The organism is Curtobacterium sp. MCLR17_051, from assembly GCF_003234395.1.
GTDB classification, from domain to species: Bacteria; Actinomycetota; Actinomycetes; order Actinomycetales; family Microbacteriaceae; genus Curtobacterium; species Curtobacterium flaccumfaciens.
In genome coordinates, this window is record NZ_QKTA01000032.1 from 1 (window position 1) to 18135 (window position 18135).

Sequence of the window (18135 nt, forward strand, 5' to 3'; positions counted from 1 at the left end):
CGGAGATGTGTATAAGAGACAGGTCCGGTGGGGTGACCGCGGCATTCCGCCCGCTCGCCGAGCTCCCCCTCGCCGAGCGGGCGGAATGCCGCGGTCACCCCACCGGACGCCCCGGGCATTTCGCCCGCTCGTCCCGCCGACGTCATATCCCGCGCCCGCTCGCCAGGTTCCCCCTCGCCGAGCGGGCGGAATGCCGCGGTCGCTCCGCCGGACAACCCGGGCATTTCGCCCGCTCGTCCGCGCGCACGCCGCAGCCGCCGGGCCGAACCGCGCGCCGGCTCGACACCGGGCACCCAGACCCCGGCCGCCGTGAGCGCCTCGCCGTGGTCCGCCAGCACCCGGGCCGGCGGACCGTCCGCGACCACGCCGCCGCCCGGTTCGAGCAGCACGAGCCGATCGACCAGGTCCAGCCAGGTGCCGATCCGGTGCTCCACCACGAGCAGCGTCGCCCCGGTCTCGTCGAGCAGTGCCCGGACGGCGTCGTGCACCTGCGCCACGCCGTCCGGGTCGAGGTTCGCGCAGGGTTCGTCGAGCACGAGCGCACCCGGCCGCATCGCGAGCACGCCCGCGAGCGCCAACCGCTGCCGCTGCCCACCGGACAGCTGCGCGGTGGAGCGGTCGAGCGGCAGGGCGAGCCCGACGACGTCGAGCGCCGTCCGCACCCGGTCCCAGGTCTCGTCGCGGGGGACGCCGGCGTTCTCGCAGCCGAAGGCCACGTCGTCGCCGACCCGGGACATCACCGTGTGCGCCTCGGGGTCCTGCATGACGAGACCGACACGCCCGCGGACCGCGCGGGGGTCGGCCTCGTCGACCAGGAGTGTCCCCTGCACCGAAGCAGCGGTGTCGTCGGTGGCGTCGGGCTCGTCGGGCAGCACGCCGGCGACCGCTCGCAGGAGCGTCGACTTGCCGGCACCGGACGGCCCGACGACGGCGACCCGCTCCCCCGGCGAGACGGTCAGGTCGACGTCACGGACGGCCCAGGCGTCGCGCTCCGGGTACCGCCAGCTCCAGCCACGGAACACGATGCGCGCCCCGCGGACGCCGGCACCTGCGCCGGCGTCGCCGCCGGTGGAAGGGGACGTCGCCGACGGAGCGGGCACGGTCACACCAGGGCGCGGGGTTCGCGACGGCTGTGCTCGCGGCCGGCCGCGAAGGACGACAGCACCCCGGTGCGGGCGAGAGCCCGGACGATGAGCCACGATCCCGCCCCGGCGATCACGGCACCGGAGATCACCGCGCAGATCACGTAGACGACCTTGAAGGCCACGTCGAGCCCCGGGTACCAGAGGACGGTGTCGTTGATGCCGAGCGCGAGTCCGGCTGCGGCACCGGCGAGCACGACGACCGGCAGGCGGTAGACGCGGTACAGGAACAGCGCGAGGACGATCTCGGCGCCGAGACCCTGGACGAGTCCGGCCTCGAGCGTGAGCCATCCCCACTGGGTACCGAACAACGCCTCGACCGAGGCGGCGACCATCTCGCCGTAGAGCGCGGCGCCGGGCTTGCGGACGACGATCGCGACGATCGGGCCGGCGAGCAGCCAGACCCCGCCGAACAGGGCCTTCGTGCCGGGGAGCACGAGGTCCATGACGGCGCTGATGGGTTCGTAGCCGAACTCCCAGAGCCGGAAGACGACTCCGAGGGCCACCGCGAGGACACTCGCGACGACGATGTCGACGACCCGCCAACGCAGCGATCGCCGCGGAGCGGTGGTGACGGTTGTGGACGTGCCTGAAGGCATGCTGCTGACTCCTCCCTGCGCCGGCATGATCCGGATCAGGTTCGACGGTCGGAGCGCCGATCGCTCCCTCTCAGCCCGGCGGTCCCGGACTCCCGTGTGTGTGCCAGCAGTCTAGACGCGGTCGCGACGGCGTGACGGACGGGAGGCCCGTGGCGGCGTCGCCACGGGCCTCCCGTCCGTCAGGTGGTCACTTCTTGAGCGCGCGCACCAGCTTGCGGAGGACACGCCCGGCCACCCACACGAAGGGGATGCCGACGACGATCAGCGAGATCGGGTTCGGCTCGAACACGAGGTCCTTGCCCGGGCGGCGGACGTAGGCGCCGACGGGGGCCGACAGGCCGCCGCCACCGCCGCCACCGTTCTCGTCGTCCCCGCCGCCGCCGAAGCCGAACCAGCTGACGGACACGGGGATGAGGGTCTGGTCGCCGACCTCGACGGGTTCTCCGTAGTTCGTGGAGACCCCGAGCGGGCGGACCTGGTCTGCGATCTTCGAGACGATGTTGGCCATGCGCGCGACGCTACTCGTCCGTTCCTCCACAGGCCGCGGGGCTCCTGACGCATCCACAGCTGGGGCTTGTCTGCGGACGCGGACGAGCGCCGCCGATATGTTGGCCGCACCCACACCTGGAGGACCGTTTGCACACCTGGCCCGGAAACCCGTACCCGCTCGGGGCGACCTACGACGGGAGCGGCACGAACTTCGCGCTGTTCTCCGAGGTCGCCGAGCGCGTCGAACTCTGTCTGTTCGATTCCGACGGCAACGAAGAATGCGTCCGCCTGCTCGAGGTGGACGCCTACGTCTGGCACGCGTACCTCCCCAACATCGGCCCCGGGCAGGAGTACGGCTTCCGCGTGCACGGCCCGTACGACCCGGACTCCGGCGCGCGCTGCAACCCGTCGAAGCTCCTGCTCGACCCGTACGCCAAGGCGACGAGCGGCGAGATCGACTGGGACCAGTCGCTCTTCTCGTACACGTTCGGCGACCCGGACTCGACCAACGACGAGGACTCCGCGTCGCACATGATGAAGGGCGTCGTGATCAACCCCTTCTTCGACTGGCAGGGGGATCGCCCGCCGCGCACGCCGTACGGCGAGACCGTCATCTACGAAGCGCACGTCAAGGGGCTCACTGAGACCCACCCGGACGTGCCGGAAGAGCAGCGCGGCACCTACGCCGGCGTCGCCCACCCCGCGGTCATCGAGCACCTGCAGCGCCTCGGCATCACCACGCTCGAGCTCATGCCGGTGCACCAGTTCGTGAACGACTCGACCCTGCAGGACAAGGGGCTGTCGAACTACTGGGGCTACAACACCATCGGTTTCTTCGCGCCGCACTCGGCGTACTCGTCGTCGGGCGACCAGGGCCAGCAGGTCCAGGAGTTCAAGACGATGGTGCGCGAGCTGCACCGCGCCGGCATCGAGGTCGTCCTCGACGTCGTCTACAACCACACCGCCGAGGGCAACCACCTCGGCCCGACGCTGTCGTTCCGCGGCATCGACAACGCGGCCTACTACCGCCTGGTCGATGACGACAAGAAGTTCTACATGGACTACACGGGCACGGGGAACTCGCTCAACGTCGGGCACCCGCACTCGCTGCAGCTCATCCTCGACTCGCTCCGCTACTGGGTGACCGAGATGCACGTCGACGGGTTCCGCTTCGACCTCGCCTCGGCGCTGGCCCGTGAGTTCTACGAGGTCGACCGGCTGTCGGCCTTCTTCGAACTGGTGCAGCAGGACCCGATCGTGTCGCAGGTCAAGCTGATCGCCGAGCCGTGGGACGTCGGCCCCGGTGGCTACCAGGTCGGCAACTTCCCGCCCCAGTGGTCCGAGTGGAACGGCAAGTACCGCGACACCGTCCGTGACTTCTGGCGCGGCGAATCGTCGACGCTGGGCGAGTTCGCCTCGCGGATCTCCGGCTCGGCCGACCTGTACGAGCACGACGGCCGCACGCCCAAGGCGAGCATCAACTTCATCACCGCGCACGACGGCTTCACGCTGTACGACCTGGTGGCCTACAACGAGAAGCACAACGAGGCCAACGGCGAGGACAACAACGACGGCGAGAGCCACAACCGGTCGTGGAACTCCGGGGCGGAGGGCCCGACCGACGACGAGACCGTGAACGCCCTGCGGCTGCAGCGTCGCCGAAACTTCCTGGCGACCCTGCTCCTGAGCCAGGGTGTCCCGATGATCGCGCACGGCGACGAGCTCGGCCGGTCGCAGTCCGGCAACAACAACGTCTACGCGCAGGACTCCGAGCTCAGCTGGATCGACTGGGACAGCGCGGACGAAGACCTCATCCAGTTCACCGCCGACGTGGTGAAGCTGCGGCACGACCACCCCACGTTCCGCCGGACCCGGTACTTCAACGGCCGTCCGGTCCGTCGCGGCGAGGGCGAGCCACTGCCCGACGTGGTCTGGCTGACCCCCTCGGGCGAAGCGATGGACCCCGAGGACTGGGACTCCGGCTTCGGCAAGAGCGTCGGCATGTACCTGAACGGCGAGGGCATCCGCGGACGCGACGCCCGTGGTGAGCGCGTCACCGACGTCGGCTTCATCACGTACTTCAACGCCCACGACGACGTCGTGACGTTCACGCTCCCGCCCGAGGAGTACTCCCCCGGCTGGACCGTCCGGATCGACACCGCCGACCCCGGCGCCCGCGACGAGGTGCTCGACGCGGGCACCCCGCTCGACGTCCCCGCCCGGTCGATGATCGTGCTGCGTGCCGAGCCCGACCACGAGGTCACCAGCACCCCGGTCGACGCCGAGCAGGACGGCGCCCCCGCACCGGACGCCCCGCAGGACGCCGTCACCCCGGTGAACCCGGCCGGTTCCACCGCACCGAGCGGAACCGCCCGATGACCGCCGGAACGCCCGGCGCCGCGAACCGCGTCCCCGCGTCGACGTACCGGCTGCAGGTCTCGGCCGACTTCGACCTCGACGCTGCCCGCGACCTGGTCGACTACGTGCACGACCTCGGCGCCGACTGGCTGTACCTGTCGCCGGTGCTGCAGGCCGAGTCCGGGTCGAACCACGGCTACGACGTGGTCGACCACACGCGGGTCGACACCGACCGCGGTGGCGACCAGGCGATGCGGGCGTTGGCCGAGGCCGCGCACGCCGTCGGCCTCGGGGTCATCGTCGACGTGGTGCCGAACCACGTCGGCGTCGCGACCCCCGAGTCGAACCCGTGGTGGTGGTCCCTGCTCGAACACGGGCAGGGCTCGCCCGTGGCCTGGGCCTTCGACGTGGACTGGGAAGCCGGCGACGGCAAGCTCCGGGTCCCCGTGCTCGACGACCGGCTGCTCGACGCGATCACGCTCGACACGTCCGACGCCGAGCGTCCGGTGCTCCGCGTCGGCGAGACCGCCTACCCCACCGCACCCGGGACGGTGCACGACGGCGACACCGTCGAGACCGTCCACGACCGCCAGCACTACGCGTTCGTGCACTGGAAGCGCGCCGACCACGACCTGAACTACCGCCGGTTCTTCGCGGTGAACACCCTCGCGGCGATCCGGGTCGAGGAGCCCGAGGTCTTCGCGGCCTCGCACGGGGTCATCGGCGGCTGGTTCCGCGACGGACTCGTCGACGGACTGCGCATCGACCACCCGGACGGGCTGTACGACCCGGCGGGCTACCTGCAGGACCTGGCGGACCTGACCGGTGGGGCCTACACCCTCGTCGAGAAGATCCTCGAGCCCGGCGAGCAGCTGCCGAGCTCGTGGCCGGTCGACGGCACCACCGGGTACGACGCCCTCGGGGTGCTCGACCGCGTGTTCGTCGACCCCGCGGGCGAGCAGGCGCTGACCGCGGCGTCGGGTGCCGAACCGACCGACTGGCAGCAGCTCACGCACGACACCCGACGGGGCATCGCGGACGGCATCCTCGGCAGCGAGGTCGAGCGGCTCGCACGCCTGCTCGCGCCGAGCGCCGCGACGGAGACGATCACGCACGAGCGGATCGTCGACGCGGTCGCCGAGATCGTGGCCTCGTTCGACGTGTACCGCACGTACCTGCCCGAGGGCGCCCACCACCTCATCACCGCGCTCGAGCGCGCCGCCGAGGCCCGCCCGGACCTCGACGACGTCATCGACCGGATCGCACCGGCACTCGTCGACCCGACGAACGCCGCGGCGGTCCGACTGCAGCAGACCAGCGGCATGGTGATGGCGAAGGGCGTCGAGGACACGGCGTTCTACCGCACCTCGCGCCTGTCGTCCCTGAGCGAGGTCGGCGGCGACCCGAGCGTCTTCGCGGTCTCGGTGGCGGACTTCCACCAGGCACAGCGCGAACGGCTCGGCAGCTGGCCGCACACCATGACGACGCTCACCACGCACGACACGAAGCGCAGCGAGGACACCCGCGCCCGCATCGCCGTGCTGGCCGAGCTCGGCGACGAGTGGGCCGCCACGCTCGAGCGTCTGCAGTCGCTCGTGCCGTTGCAGGACCGTGTGTTCGCCGACCTGCTCTGGCAGGCGATCGTCGGCGCCCGGCCCGCCAGCCGGGAGCGTCTGCACGCCTACGCGGAGAAGGCCTCCCGCGAAGCCGGTGACAGCACCACCTGGACCGAGCCCGACGAGGCGTTCGAGCAGCAGATGCACGCGATCGTCGACGCCGCGTTCGACAACCCGGACGTGGTCGCCGTGCTCGACGCCCTCGACGAGCAGATCGACGCCGCCGGGTGGTCGAACGGTCTCGCCCAGAAACTCGTCCAGCTCACCGCCCCGGGCGTCCCCGACGTCTACCAGGGCACCGAGTTCTGGGACCGCTCGCTCGTCGACCCCGACAACCGTCGTCCGGTCGACTACGCCGAGCGGCGTCACGTGCTCGCCGAGCTCGACGGCCCGGACGACGACGGCCCCGAGGACCTGCCGGCCATCGGCATCGACGGTGCCGCGAAGCTCCTGGTCACGACCCGCGCACTGCGCATCCGTCGGGACCACCCGGAGCTGTTCACCCGGTACCTGGAGCTCGAGGCCACCGGCAGCGCGGCCGACCACGTCATCGCGTTCGACCGCGGCGGTGCCGTGACGATCGCGACGCGTCTGCCGATCGGCCTCGACCGGGTCGGCGGCTGGGGCGACACACTGGTGCACGCCGTCCCCGTCGAGCGCATCGACCTGCTCACCGGCCGACACGTCCCCGCCGACCACGGGATCGCGCTGGCCGACCTGCTCACCACCTACCCGGTCGCGCTGCTCGTGCCCGCCGACGCGGTCGGTGCAGCCGGCCACGCCGACGCGGTGACCGCCGTGTCCGACGCGAGCGGTGCCTCCCGGCCCGCCGCCGACCGCACGACGGACGCCACCGAGACCGACGCGCAGGCCGAGATCGACATCCTGGAGGGTCACGCATGACCGCACCCGACCGTTACGCCGTCTGGGCGCCCGAGCCGGACCGGGTCCGGCTCGTCGTCGACGACGTCGAGTACCCGCTCACCAAGGGCGACGACGACTGGTGGTCCACCGACGCCGTGATGCCGGTCGTCGGCGCACGCTACGGGTTCCGCATCGGCGACGACGACGCGGTACGACCGGACCCGCGCAGCCGCTACCAGCCCGAAGGCGTGCACGGCCCGTCCGAGGTCGTCGACCCCGCACGGTTCGCGTGGACCGACGAGTCGTGGACCGGACGCCCGGCCCGCGGTGCCGTGATCTACGAGATGCACATCGGCACCTACACGCCCGAGGGCACGCTCGACGCCGCCGCCCAGAAGCTGGACCACCTGGTCGAGCTCGGGGTCGAGTTCGTCGAGCTCCTCCCCGTCAACGCCGTCAACGGCGAGTGGAACTGGGGCTACGACGGGGTCGGCTGGTTCTCCGTGCACGCCCCGTACGGCGGCCCCGACGCCTACGACCGGTTCGTCGACACGGCGCACGCGCTGGGACTCGGGGTCATCCAGGACGTCGTCTACAACCACCTCGGACCGAGCGGCAACTACCTGCCGCTGTACGGCCCGTACCTGCTGGCCGGGCTCGGCAACACCTGGGGTGACTTGGTGAACGTCGAGCACCCCGAGGTCCGCCGGTACGTGCTCGACAACGTGCGCATGTGGTTCCGCGACCACCACGTCGACGGGCTCCGGCTCGACGCCGTGCACGCGATCCGCGACACCACCCGCCCGCACGTGCTGGCGTCGATGGCCGACGAGACCGACGCCTACTCGTCCTTCATCGGCCGTCCGCTGTCGCTCATCGCGGAGTCCGACCTCAACGACCCGGTGATGTTCCGGCCGCGTGAAGCCGCCGGGTACGGCCTCGCCGGGCAGTGGTCGGACGACTTCCACCACGCCGTGCACGTGGCACTCACCGGCGAGACGAACGGCTACTACGCCGACTTCGCCCCGCTGTCGGCGCTGGCCAAGGTGCTCGAGGACGGCTTCTTCCACGACGGCACCTGGTCGTCGTTCCGCGGCAAGCGGCACGGCCGGCCGATCGACCGCGGGACCTCCCCCGTGACGGCCCTGGTCGTCGCGAACCAGAACCACGACCAGATCGGCAACCGCGCCGCCGGCGACCGGCTCGCCGCGACGCTCGACGACGAGGGGCTCGTGATCGCCGCGGCCCTGACGCTGCTCGGGCCGTTCACGCCGATGCTGTTCATGGGCGAGGAGTTCGCGGCCTCGACGCCGTGGCAGTTCTTCACCTCGCACCCGGAGCCCGAGCTCGGCAAGGCCACCGCAGAAGGGCGCATCGCGGAGTTCGCCGAGCACGGGTGGGACGAGTCAGCGGTGCCGGACCCGCAGGACCCGACGACGTTCACCAACTCCAAGCTCGACTGGGCCGACGTCAGCTCGGAGCGCGGCGCGGCGATCCTGCGTGCCTACCGGGTGCTCATCGCCCTGCGGCGCACCGACCAGGCGTTCGTCGACCACCGCTACGAGGCGAACGCCGTCCGCTTCAGCGAGGACCGCCGCTGGCTGGTGCTCACCCGCGGGCTGCTCGGCCCCGACGTGGCACCGGTGCACGTCGTGGTGAACTTCGCGGACGACGCAGCCGAGGTCCCGGTGCCCGACGCCGTGGGCGAGGAGCTCTACGGGTTCGGCGCGACCGAGGTCGATGCCGGCGTCGTCCGGTTCCGCGGCCGCGGCGTGGTCGTGCTGCGCTAGCCGACCGCGGGCTGCGCGAGCCACCCGCTGGCAGCACACACGAACGGCGACGAACCCACTGGGTCCGTCGCCGTTCGTGTGCTCAGGCGCTCGCGTGTCCCCGGCGTCAGCCCGCGTGGTCGGCGACCGCGTGCGCGTTCTTCCGCACGGACGGCAGCTTGCGGTGGTCCTTCACCAGGGAGCGGGTCTCGCGGATCCGGCGGTCGATGCCCCACTTCGTCACGAGTGCCAGGCTCTCGCGCACGATGTTGCCGCTCATCTTCGAGACGCCGAACTCCCGCTCGGTGAACGTGATCGGGGTCTCCACGACCCGCAGACCCGCCTCGAGGGCGCGCCAGCACAGGTCCACCTGGAAGCAGTACCCCTTCGACGCAACCCCGGCGAGGTCGATCCGCTCGAACGCCCGCGAGGTGAACACCCGGAACCCGCCGGTCGCGTCACGCACCGCGATGCCCAGGGCGAGCCGGGTGTACAGGTTGCCCCCGCGGGAGAGCAGGAGGCGGTACCAGGGCCAGTTCTCGACCTTGCCGCCCTTGACCCACCGGGAGCCGAGCACCAGGTCGTTCGAGTCGGCGAGCTCGAGCATCCAGGGCAGGTACTCGGGGTGGTGGGAGCCGTCGGCGTCCATCTCGACGAGCTTGGCGTAGCCGTGTTCCAGGCCCCACGCGAAGCCGGACAGGTACGCGCCGCCCAGTCCGTCCTTGACGGTGCGGTGCATGACGTGCACCCGACCGGTCTCGCGGGCGATCGCGTCCGCGATGTCGCCGGTGCCGTCGGGTGAGTTGTCGTCGACGACGAGCACGTGCACGGAGTCGTCGGTCGCGGCCAACGTGCGCTCGACGATCGGCCGGACGTTCTCGGCTTCGTCGTAGGTCGGGATGATGACCAGGGTCTCGCTCATGGTGCTCCTCGTGCTCGCAGTCGAATGTATCGCTGGCTTGGTGGGTCAATCCGACGAGAGGTCTGCGAACACGATCAGATTGTCCGTGTAATGCCCGGTGGCGGTGTCGAACGTGCCGTCGCAGGTGATGAGTCGGAGTTGCGGGGTGGGGGTGGGGCCGTAGACGTCGCTCGTCGGGAACGCCGACTTGGCGGCGCGTTCGGAACGGTCGACGGTGAAGGTGCGGGTGGTGCCGTCGGACATCCGGACGTGGACCTCGTCGCCGGCGACCAGTTCGTCGAGCCGGAAGAACACCGCGGCGCTCGTCGGGCTGTCGACGTGACCGGCGATGACGGCGGGGCCAACCTCGCCGGGGACGATCCCGTCGCTGAACCAGCCCGCGCTGTCCCAGTCGACGGGCGGGTCGAGTTCTCCGGCAGCACCGCGGTGCAGGTCCTCGAGCGAGGACCGCACGCCGATGGCCGGGATCGATACGCTGACCGGGGTGGCCGTCGAGCGGGCCTCGGGTGCGGCCGGGTCCTGGAACCCGTCGGTGCCGGAGCCCGAGGACGAAGAAGAGGACGAGGACGACGACGACTGCGACGGAGACGACGAGGACTGCGGCGGGGACGACGACGCGCCACCGCCCACGGTCGACGCGACCGCCACCCCGGCCACGCCCCCGACCACCACGACGGCGGCGACCACGGCACCGATCACCACGCCTCGGCGCCGGACGGCCGAGACGCGCCCGGCGCTCCGACGGCCGCTCACGAGCCGCCTCCCACGTCGCTGGCGCATCCCCCGAGCACGTCGGAGGTCAGCATGGTCGAACCGATGGCCAACCAGGCGTCGCCGTAGTAGGTCGGTGTGGTCGCCGCGGTACGGTCGGCCCGCTCGAGGTCGGCGGCAGCCGCACGGGAGGAACCGGCGGCCTGCTCGGCCGCGGCCCGCGCGGTGTAGGCCAGCGCGTTCGTGTCCTGCGTCACCGGGGTGCCGCCGAGGTCGAGCTGCGAGGCGAGGCGCGTCGTCCGTCCGAGCGTGGGCGCGAGCGCCGCCGCGAGCTCCCGGTCGGGCGCCGAACACGCCTCGGCGTACCGGAGCGGCGTCCGCATCGCGTCGTACCCGTAGAGCACGCGCCCGTCGCCACCGACGGCCGGCATCGGGTCCACCGATCCGTCGGCGTGCACCTGGGACCAGTCGCTGGGCAGGTCGGTGGCGTCCAGCACGGCGGCCGTCACGGCGCGGGAACCCCGGTTCAGCGCGTTCCACCGGTCGTCCCCGGTGGCGTCCGCCAGCACCGAGAAGGCCGCGGGCGAGGCGTACGACGTGTTGTAGCTGTAGGGCTCCTGATCTGCCCACGGTCCGGGCAGCAGGATCGTGCCGAGGTCCGTCCGGGCCGTCTCGTGCTGGAGGATCGCCGTCGCGATGCGCTTGCCGGCGGCGGTGTACCGGTCGTCGTCCCAGGCCTTCCCCGCCAGCACGAGCGCCCGGGCTGCGTCGAGGTCGGCGTCGCTCGCGGACTGCTCGTCGGCGACGCCCTCGTCGGACGTCCACCGCCACGCCAGCAGGTCGTCACCGGTGAGCAGGTGGTCCTTCGTCCACTCCCAGATCGCGTCGAAGCGTGCACGGTCGTCGTTCGCGTAGGCGATGAGCAAGCCGTACGCCTGCCCCTCGCTGACGGTGTCACCGCCCTGGTCGGTGCGGACGACGCGACCGCCCTCGACGTAGCGGTCCAGGAACGCCGACCGCAGCTGCTGCGGTGAGCGCGCCCCGTCGGGCGCGGTGGTCGAGGTCGGGGTCGCCGTGCCGCGAGCGGCGGACGTGGTGCTCGACGACCAGGGGCGGACGGCGACGATCGCGACGACGACGGCGACGAGCACCGCCGCCACTGCGACGACCGGTATCCAGGTCCTGCGGGTCATGCTGGCCTGCCTCTCCGGGGATGGTGGGGGGGGGTCGAAGGGGAGGCGCGGATCACGTGGGCCGTGCAGCGCACGTGATCCGCGCCTCCAGTCCGGGGCGTCAGCGGAACAGCGAGCGGAGCATCGCGACGGCCGCGTGGACCGCCTCGGTCACCGGTCGGTCGGCGGCTGCGCCGCCACCGCCGGTCTGCACACCGCCGGACGGGGTGGCGGCGGTCGCCGCGGCGTCCGTCACGGGCACGACCGTCAGGTTGCCCTTGCTGTCGTCGAGGACGAACAGGGTCGAGACCGTGTTGCCGGCGAGGTCGACCTTGGCGGTGCCCCGCTGGCCGCTGCCGGAGACGTCGAGCGACCACTTGCCGGCGTCGACCGTTGCGTACTTGGTGGCGCTGCCGAAGGTGGCGTCCTCGGCGATGGGGGTGCCGTCGGAGGTCTGCACGTCGACGCGCTTCGCGGTGGTGGCGGCCTGGACGAGCCGGAGCTTCGCCTTGCCGTCGCCGGGCTGCTGCAGGTCGTCGGTGAACGCGGTCGTCTTCAGCCCGTCGTTCTTGCCGTAGGCGACGACGGTGCTGGCGTCGCCCTTCTGCACGGTGACGTCGGTGGAGATGACGGGGGTGGAACGCGGGGCGTCGGCGGCGCGCATCGACAGGACGTAGGTGCCGACCGGCAGCTTCTTGTACGGGCTGACCTGGCCGTAGGTGACGTCGTCGAGTTCGAAGACGGTCTTGCCCCCGGCGAGGCTGGACAGTTCGACGTCGACGCCCTTCGTGTCCGGCGACAGGTGTCCGACGCGGAGCCAGCCCTGGTCGGCCGTCGCGGCGGAGGCGGTCTGCGGGGCGGCGAGCCCGACCGTCGCGGCGACGAGTGTGGCGGCGAGCGCTCCGACGACGACGGTGCGGCGGCGGTTCGTGGTGCGTGCGGTCATGATGGTGCTCCTTCGGGTCGAGGTGCGGTTGGCGTGCGGGTGTCGTGGGGGTGTCGTGTCGAGGTGCGGGCCGTGCGGGTCGTGCGGGTCGTGCGGGTCGTGCGGGTCGTGCGGGCCGTGCGGGTCGTGCGGGCCCCGGGACGAGCGGGCGAAATGCCAGGGTCCACGCCGGAGCCCTCCGGGCATTTCGCCCGCTCGCGGAACGCCCGCTCGCGGGACGCCAGCTCGGCCAGCTCCCACTCGGCCGAGCGATCGGGGGTCACGAGGCGCTCGTCGCGGTCGTCGTCGGGTCGGCCGGGGCGTACGTCACCGTGAGCCGTGCTCCCTCGCGCTCGACCGAGTCCGGCCGGAACGCCTGGGACATGGCGTCGAAGGTCCGAGCGACCCGTGCTGCCGAGGCGTCGTCGCTCGTGTGCAGGACGACGGTGCGGAACGGCTGGCCGGTCTCCCCGGTGCGCGGGGTGAACCGGTCGACCCGCACGTCCTGGTCGGCGAGCACCTGTCCGAGCGCGATCATCGCCCGCGAGTCGACCTGTCCGGCGCGGAACTGCGACTTCGTGCCGTCGTCCGCACGCAGGGCCGGGTTCGAGGCGAGCTCGGTCCCCAGGGTCTTCCGGACGTCGGTGGCCCGGGTGATCGCGGTCTCGGCGGCACTGGCTCCCTCGGCGTGGATCCGGCGGACCTCGACCTGCTGGTCACCGGTGCCGAAGGTCGCGACGGCCGTGGAGTTCTCGATCGCCTGGCGCACGTCGGTGGACGAGTTGCCGCCCGTGCGCATGGAGTCCGTCGTGATGACGTAGTCCGAGTCCTTCCAGCCGTTCGGGGACTGCCGTTCCACCGCTCCGTCGGTGTCGAGCTTGTAGTACCAGACGACGTTGTTCCGGGCGAAGCCGTCGTCCACCAGGTCGACCCACATGGCGTCGTCGACCAGCAGACGCGAGGACTTCGGCACGTTGTCGCCCACCCACTGCTCGGCCTGCTGCATGGGCAGGTCGAGGTTGCCGAGCAGGAACCCGCGCAGCTGGGTCCCCCACAGCGGCACCGCGACGACGAGCGCCGCAGCCGTGACGACGGCCCAGGTGATGCCGAGGCCGCGCCGTGCTCTCGGGCCGAACCGGCTCCGGGTGTGGACCCGACCGGCGATCGTCAGGACGGCACGCTCGGCGGTGTACGCGACGAGGAGCGCCGCGAACGGGATGAGCATGATGACGTACGGCACCGGCAGGTACCCGTTCGGCCGGAACATCACCGCGAGCAGGAACACGAGCATCGCGGCGATCGGTCGGACCCGGCGCAGGAACAGCCCCACGACTGCGGCGACCGAGCCGAGCACGATGAACACCGGGTCGAGTGCCCACCACTGCGCGGCGGCCTCGTTCGCCAGGCTGCCCCCGTCGAACACCGATCCGGAAGCGGTCCGCGAACCGAGCTGGTAGGTGACGCCCTCCCACAGGCTGACCCGCCCGGCACCCGGAACGAGTTCGCCCTTCACCGCGGCGAGCAGCAGGTACCCGCCGCCGATCAGCACGAGCACGGCCCCGGCGACGCTGAGCGTGTACCGGCGGGTGCTCTTGTCGGCGCGACGCACGGCCATCCAGATGAGGAACGGCAGCGCGAGCAGGTAGGTCTCCTTGGACAGCACGGCGATGCCGAGGCAGGCAGCGGCACCGGCGAACCCGGCGAGCTGCTGGCGACGGCTCAGCACGAGGACGAACGCGGCGAGCAGCCAGGGCGTCGCGACGTTGTCGATGTACACGGTGCGGTGGTACTGGAGCGCGAGCGGTGACAGCGCGAAAACGAGTCCGGCCACGGCCGCCGTGATCCGTCCGGCACCGAGCCGCCGGGCCAGGACGAACAGCAGGATGCTCGAGACGGCGGAGAAGAACACCATGGCCTCGCGCCCGGCCTCCACCGCGAAGGGGTAGCGCGCGAACGCCCCGGTCAGCCCGGTGTACCCGGCGATCTGGATCCATCCGAGCGGCGGGTGGTCGTACCAGTACGTGTAGTGGGTGAGCTCGCCGAGGTTCGTGATCGCCCACGCCTGGGCGGTGTACGTCCCCTCGTCGTCGATGCGCTGCGGTGTGCCCGACATGTTCCAGGCCTGGACGAGCACGGTCACCGCGACGACGGGCAGCAACCACGTCAGGCTGGCTGCGTGCCGGCGGAACCACGCCCCGATGCCGGTGCGGTGGGCGGTGGAGCCACCACGGATCGGGATGCCCGTGGTGTCGGTGATGCTGGCGGTCATCGGGTGCCTCCCGTGGTGGTGCCGGCGAACGCACGATCGGACGACGCTGCGCCCGCGGACGACGCTGCGCCCGATCCGTCCAGGTCCGAGGCGAAGCCGACCACCTGTCCGTTGCGGTGCTGGCCGGTGTGCTCGGTCTTCTCCCACCCGTTCTGGCCCTTGGCGTGCCGGACGACTGCCCGGACCGCCGCGGCGGCGAGGAACACCTGGTACGGCACCAGGCCGAGCACGAGCCGTACGTAGTCGCGGAGCCGGACCTTCTCGCCGTACAGGCGGCCGAACTCGTTCAGCCCGACGATCTCGACGGCCAGCAGCATCAGCGTCGGTGCGACCGGGATGAACGACACCAGGGCGATCGCCGTCGGCACCTTGACGAACAGGATCATCAGGACGCTCAGCGGGATGAGCAGCCCGGTGGCCGCCTGGATGAACGGCATCGTGAGCATGTAGCGGGCGAAGAACCGCTGCCGGAAGGACGGCAGCTTCTTCCACTCCCCCTTGCCCAGCACCTGCAGGAAGCCCTGGTTCCACCGCGTGCGCTGCTTGAGCAGCGAGGCGAAGGTCGGCGGGGTCTCCTCGCGGGTGACGGCCTCGGGGCTGTAGGCGACGACGACCTTCGCGCCGTCGGCGGAGAGCCGCACGCCGAGCTCGCAGTCCTCGGCGAGGCAGTGCGCGTCCCAGCCGTTCGACCACTCCAGGCGGGAGCGCGTCACGAAGACGGTGTTGCCCCCGAGCGGGATGAACTTGGACCCGGCGTGGAAGTGCAGGCGCGAGCGGAACCAGAAGTAGTACTCCAGGACGTTCCGGAGCGACCACCAGCTCGACGTGAAGTTCATCAGCTGGACGCCGCCCTGCACCACGTCGGCGTCGGTCTCCTGGAACCGCGAGTCGACGAGGGAGAGCAGCCTCGGGTAGACCTCGTCCTCGGCGTCGAACACCCCGACGATGTCACCCGTCGCGTGCTGGAGCGCCAGGTTCATCGCCTTCGGCTTGTTCTTCGGCAGGGTGTCGTCCACCACGACCTTGATCAGGGAGGGGTGCCGAGCCGCCGCAGCACGCACGACGGCGTCGGTCTCCGGGTCGTCCTCCCCGACGATCGCGATGATCTCGAAGTCGGGGTGGTCCTGGGTCGCGAGCATGTCGAGCGTCTGCCCCATCACGTCCTGCTCGTGCCGACCGGGCACCAGGAGCGTGAACCGGTGCGCCGCCGGCCGCGGGGTCTGGCTGAAGCTGGTGGACTTCAGCGCGTCCCGCGAGCGCCAGGCGTGCAGCATCCACCAGAGGGTGGTCAACGCGATGATCGTGAGCAGCACGGAGAGGGCGATGAGGGTCGAGTAGCCGAGCCACTCGCCCAGAGACCAGGCGGCTTGTGGGAGCTGCCCCGAGCCTCCCGTCGGCACGTCCGTGGTCCCGCGGTTCGGGACGTCCCCGGTCGTGCCGGGGCGTTCGTCGGGCTGGAGCAGCGGCCCTGCGGCCGTCAGCAACACGGCTGAGATGGTCATTCGGGGAACCCCTTCGGACGTGTGTCGGTGGACCGGAAGACGAGGGCCTTGTACGCGGCGAACCGGAACGCGGTGCCGAGGACGAGGCCGACGCCGTTGCCGGCGACGTTGTCGGCGAGGGTGGACGTGAAGCCGAGGACGTAGTGCGAGACGAACAGGCAGGCAGCGGCGATGCCGAGGCCGACGAGGTTCGTGGCAGCGAAGAGCAACCCCTCGCGGACGGTCTCGCGGCGGCCGGTCTGGCGCTGGGAACGGAAGGTGATGAAACGGTTGCCGAGCCACGCGACCGAGGTCGCCACGATGGCCGACACGATCTTCGCGGCGATGGGACCGTCCGACATGACGGTGGCGCGGAGCAGGTTGTAGACACCCAGGTCGATGACGAAGCAGACGGCACCGATGGTACCGAACGACGCGAGTTGCCTCGCGGTGGCGAGCAGGCGCGGGACCGTGCCAGGGCGCACGGTCCGCACCGCACCGGTGTCGGGTGACACCAGAACGGGGGTACGAGTTCGGGTCATGCCCCCGATTCGGGGGGCGTGGCTGGGTGGTTTGGGCGGGGTACGCGACTTGCCAGGCCTCTGCCAGATGCGCGACACATGCCGTTCATCTTGACGATCCGTCAGCTGCGGTGGTCAGGGGTGCACGGACGACGGACGGGAGGCCCGGTGCCAGCTGGCACCGGGCCTCCCGTCCGTCGGTCGGTTGCGTCTACGCGGGGCGCGACGACGGGGACACGTTCTTCGACGCGTCCCGTTCCGGGATGTCGCCGAGTGCCTCGTCGATCGCCGCGAGGGCGTCCGCGTCGAGCTTGACGCCGGCGGCCTTCACGTTGTCGGTGACCTGCTGCGGACGCGAGGCGCCGACGATGGCGCTCGCGACGTTCTCGTTCTGCAGGGTCCACGCGATCGCGAGCTGCGCGAGCGTGAGGCCGGCCTGGTCGGCGACGGGCTGCAGGCGCTGCACGGCCTCGAGGACCTCGTCGCGCATGAACCGCTTGATCATGTCCGCGCCGCCCTTCTCGTCCGTGGCACGCGAACCCTCGGGCAGGGGCTGACCCGGCTTGTACTTGCCGGTCAGGACGCCCTGCGCGATGGGCGACCAGACGATCTGCGACAGGCCGAGCTGCTTCGAGGCGGGGACGACCTCGCCCTCGATGACCCGCCACAGCATCGAGTACTGCGGCTGGTTCGAGATGAGCTGGAAGCCGAGCTCCTTGGCGAGTGCGGCACCGGCGCGGATCTGCTCGGCGGACCACTCGCTGACGCCGATGTAGAGCGCCTTGCCCTGGCGGACGACGTCGGCGAAGGCCTGCATCGTCTCTTCGAGGGGGGTCTCGTAGTCGTAGCGGTGTGCCTGGTAGAGATCGACGTAGTCGGTCTGCAGTCGCTCGAGCGAGCCGTCGATCGACTCCATGATGTGCTTGCGGCTGAGGCCGACGTCGTTGTGCCCCTTCGGGCCGGTCGGCCAGTAGACCTTCGTGAAGACCTCGAGGGACTGGCGCCGCTCGCCCTTGAGCGCCTCGCCGAGGACGGTCTCGGCGGCGGTGTTGGCGTACGTGTCCGCGGTGTCGAACGTGGTGATGCCGGCGTCGAGCGCTGCCCGCACGCACTGGGTGGCGACGTCGTTCTCGACCTGCGAGCCGTGCGTCAGCCAGTTGCCGTAGGTGATCTCGGAGATCTTGAGTCCGGAGTTGCCCAGGTACCTGAATTCCATGATCCCGACGCTACTGGAGTGAGCGCGCACGTGAGGGGTCCCGCGAGTGCCTGTCGGGGCTGTCTCTTATACACATCTCCG

At 71.2% G+C, this 18135-nt stretch carries 14 protein-coding genes and 1 riboswitch; of the genes, 3 read left to right on the top strand and 11 right to left on the bottom strand.

The features are described 5' to 3' along the window. The 3 genes from DEJ06_RS17595 to DEJ06_RS17605 form a co-directional block, all read right to left on the bottom strand. On the bottom strand, positions 1 to 1100 hold a 1100-nt coding region (locus DEJ06_RS17595; protein ID WP_181437350.1), incomplete at its 3' end, for an ABC transporter ATP-binding protein. 2 nt (positions 1101 to 1102) lie between these two features. Continuing rightward, positions 1103 to 1741 carry an ECF transporter S component gene (locus DEJ06_RS17600; RefSeq protein ID WP_027464637.1) on the bottom strand — a complete coding sequence of 213 codons (639 nt, stop codon included), beginning with the start codon at positions 1739 to 1741 and terminating at the stop codon, positions 1103 to 1105. After that, positions 1736 to 1847, bottom strand: a riboswitch (TPP riboswitch). Its footprint overlaps the gene before it by 6 nt. Positions 1848 to 1928: 81 nt before the next feature. Next, positions 1929 to 2249, bottom strand: a complete 321-nt coding sequence (locus DEJ06_RS17605) for a hypothetical protein (protein WP_027464636.1) — start codon at positions 2247 to 2249, stop codon at positions 1929 to 1931. Between the two features lie 128 nt (positions 2250 to 2377). Here DEJ06_RS17605 and glgX point away from each other — a divergent pair, with 128 nt between their 5' ends. From glgX to treZ, 3 genes are read left to right on the top strand one after another with little or no spacing between them, the layout of a single operon-like run. Further along, positions 2378 to 4609, top strand: a complete 2232-nt coding sequence (gene glgX / locus DEJ06_RS17610) for a glycogen debranching protein GlgX (protein WP_111040187.1) — start codon at positions 2378 to 2380, stop codon at positions 4607 to 4609. Next, positions 4606 to 7107, top strand: a complete 2502-nt coding sequence (treY, locus tag DEJ06_RS17615) for a malto-oligosyltrehalose synthase (RefSeq protein ID WP_111040188.1) — start codon at positions 4606 to 4608, stop codon at positions 7105 to 7107. Before glgX ends, treY begins: the two co-directional genes overlap by 4 nt. Next, on the top strand, positions 7104 to 8858 hold the full coding sequence (gene treZ, locus DEJ06_RS17620) for a malto-oligosyltrehalose trehalohydrolase (protein ID WP_111040189.1): 1755 nt from the start codon (positions 7104 to 7106) through the stop codon (positions 8856 to 8858). The genes treY and treZ overlap by 4 nt, the downstream gene beginning before the upstream one ends. Before the next feature lie 106 nt (positions 8859 to 8964). On the opposite strand, the gene DEJ06_RS17625 is transcribed toward treZ, so the two are convergent. From DEJ06_RS17625 to DEJ06_RS17665, 8 genes are all read right to left on the bottom strand, one after another. Further along, the gene (locus tag DEJ06_RS17625; protein ID WP_111040190.1) at positions 8965 to 9759 is read right to left on the bottom strand and encodes a polyprenol monophosphomannose synthase; all 795 of its coding nucleotides are present in this window, start codon (positions 9757 to 9759) and stop codon (positions 8965 to 8967) included. Positions 9760 to 9804: 45 nt separating this feature from the next. Continuing rightward, positions 9805 to 10512, bottom strand: coding sequence for a class F sortase (locus tag DEJ06_RS17630; protein WP_146245907.1), 708 nt, complete (start codon positions 10510 to 10512; stop codon positions 9805 to 9807). Further along, the gene (locus tag DEJ06_RS17635) at positions 10509 to 11663 is read right to left on the bottom strand and encodes a glycosyl hydrolase family 8 (RefSeq protein WP_111040192.1); all 1155 of its coding nucleotides are present in this window, start codon (positions 11661 to 11663) and stop codon (positions 10509 to 10511) included. Before DEJ06_RS17635 ends, DEJ06_RS17630 begins: the two co-directional genes overlap by 4 nt. Positions 11664 to 11763: 100 nt before the next feature. Then, complete coding sequence (locus DEJ06_RS17640; protein WP_111040193.1) at positions 11764 to 12588, bottom strand: DUF4397 domain-containing protein; 825 nt, start codon at positions 12586 to 12588, stop codon at positions 11764 to 11766. A 259-nt stretch (positions 12589 to 12847) separates the two neighbouring features. Continuing rightward, positions 12848 to 14836 carry a glycosyltransferase family 39 protein gene (locus DEJ06_RS17650; protein WP_111040194.1) on the bottom strand — a complete coding sequence of 663 codons (1989 nt, stop codon included), beginning with the start codon at positions 14834 to 14836 and terminating at the stop codon, positions 12848 to 12850. Then, the gene (locus DEJ06_RS17655; RefSeq protein WP_111024965.1) at positions 14833 to 16338 is read right to left on the bottom strand and encodes a glycosyltransferase; all 1506 of its coding nucleotides are present in this window, start codon (positions 16336 to 16338) and stop codon (positions 14833 to 14835) included. Before DEJ06_RS17655 ends, DEJ06_RS17650 begins: the two co-directional genes overlap by 4 nt. Next, a complete protein-coding gene (locus tag DEJ06_RS17660) occupies positions 16335 to 16832 on the bottom strand; it encodes a GtrA family protein (protein ID WP_258320816.1) in 498 nt (165 codons plus the stop codon). The genes DEJ06_RS17655 and DEJ06_RS17660 overlap by 4 nt, the downstream gene beginning before the upstream one ends. A 217-nt stretch (positions 16833 to 17049) precedes the next feature. Then, positions 17050 to 18054: an aldo/keto reductase family protein gene (locus tag DEJ06_RS17665; RefSeq protein ID WP_071405490.1), complete on the bottom strand. Its 1005-nt coding sequence runs from the start codon at positions 18052 to 18054 to the stop codon at positions 17050 to 17052. Positions 18055 to 18135: the final 81 nt, after the last annotated feature.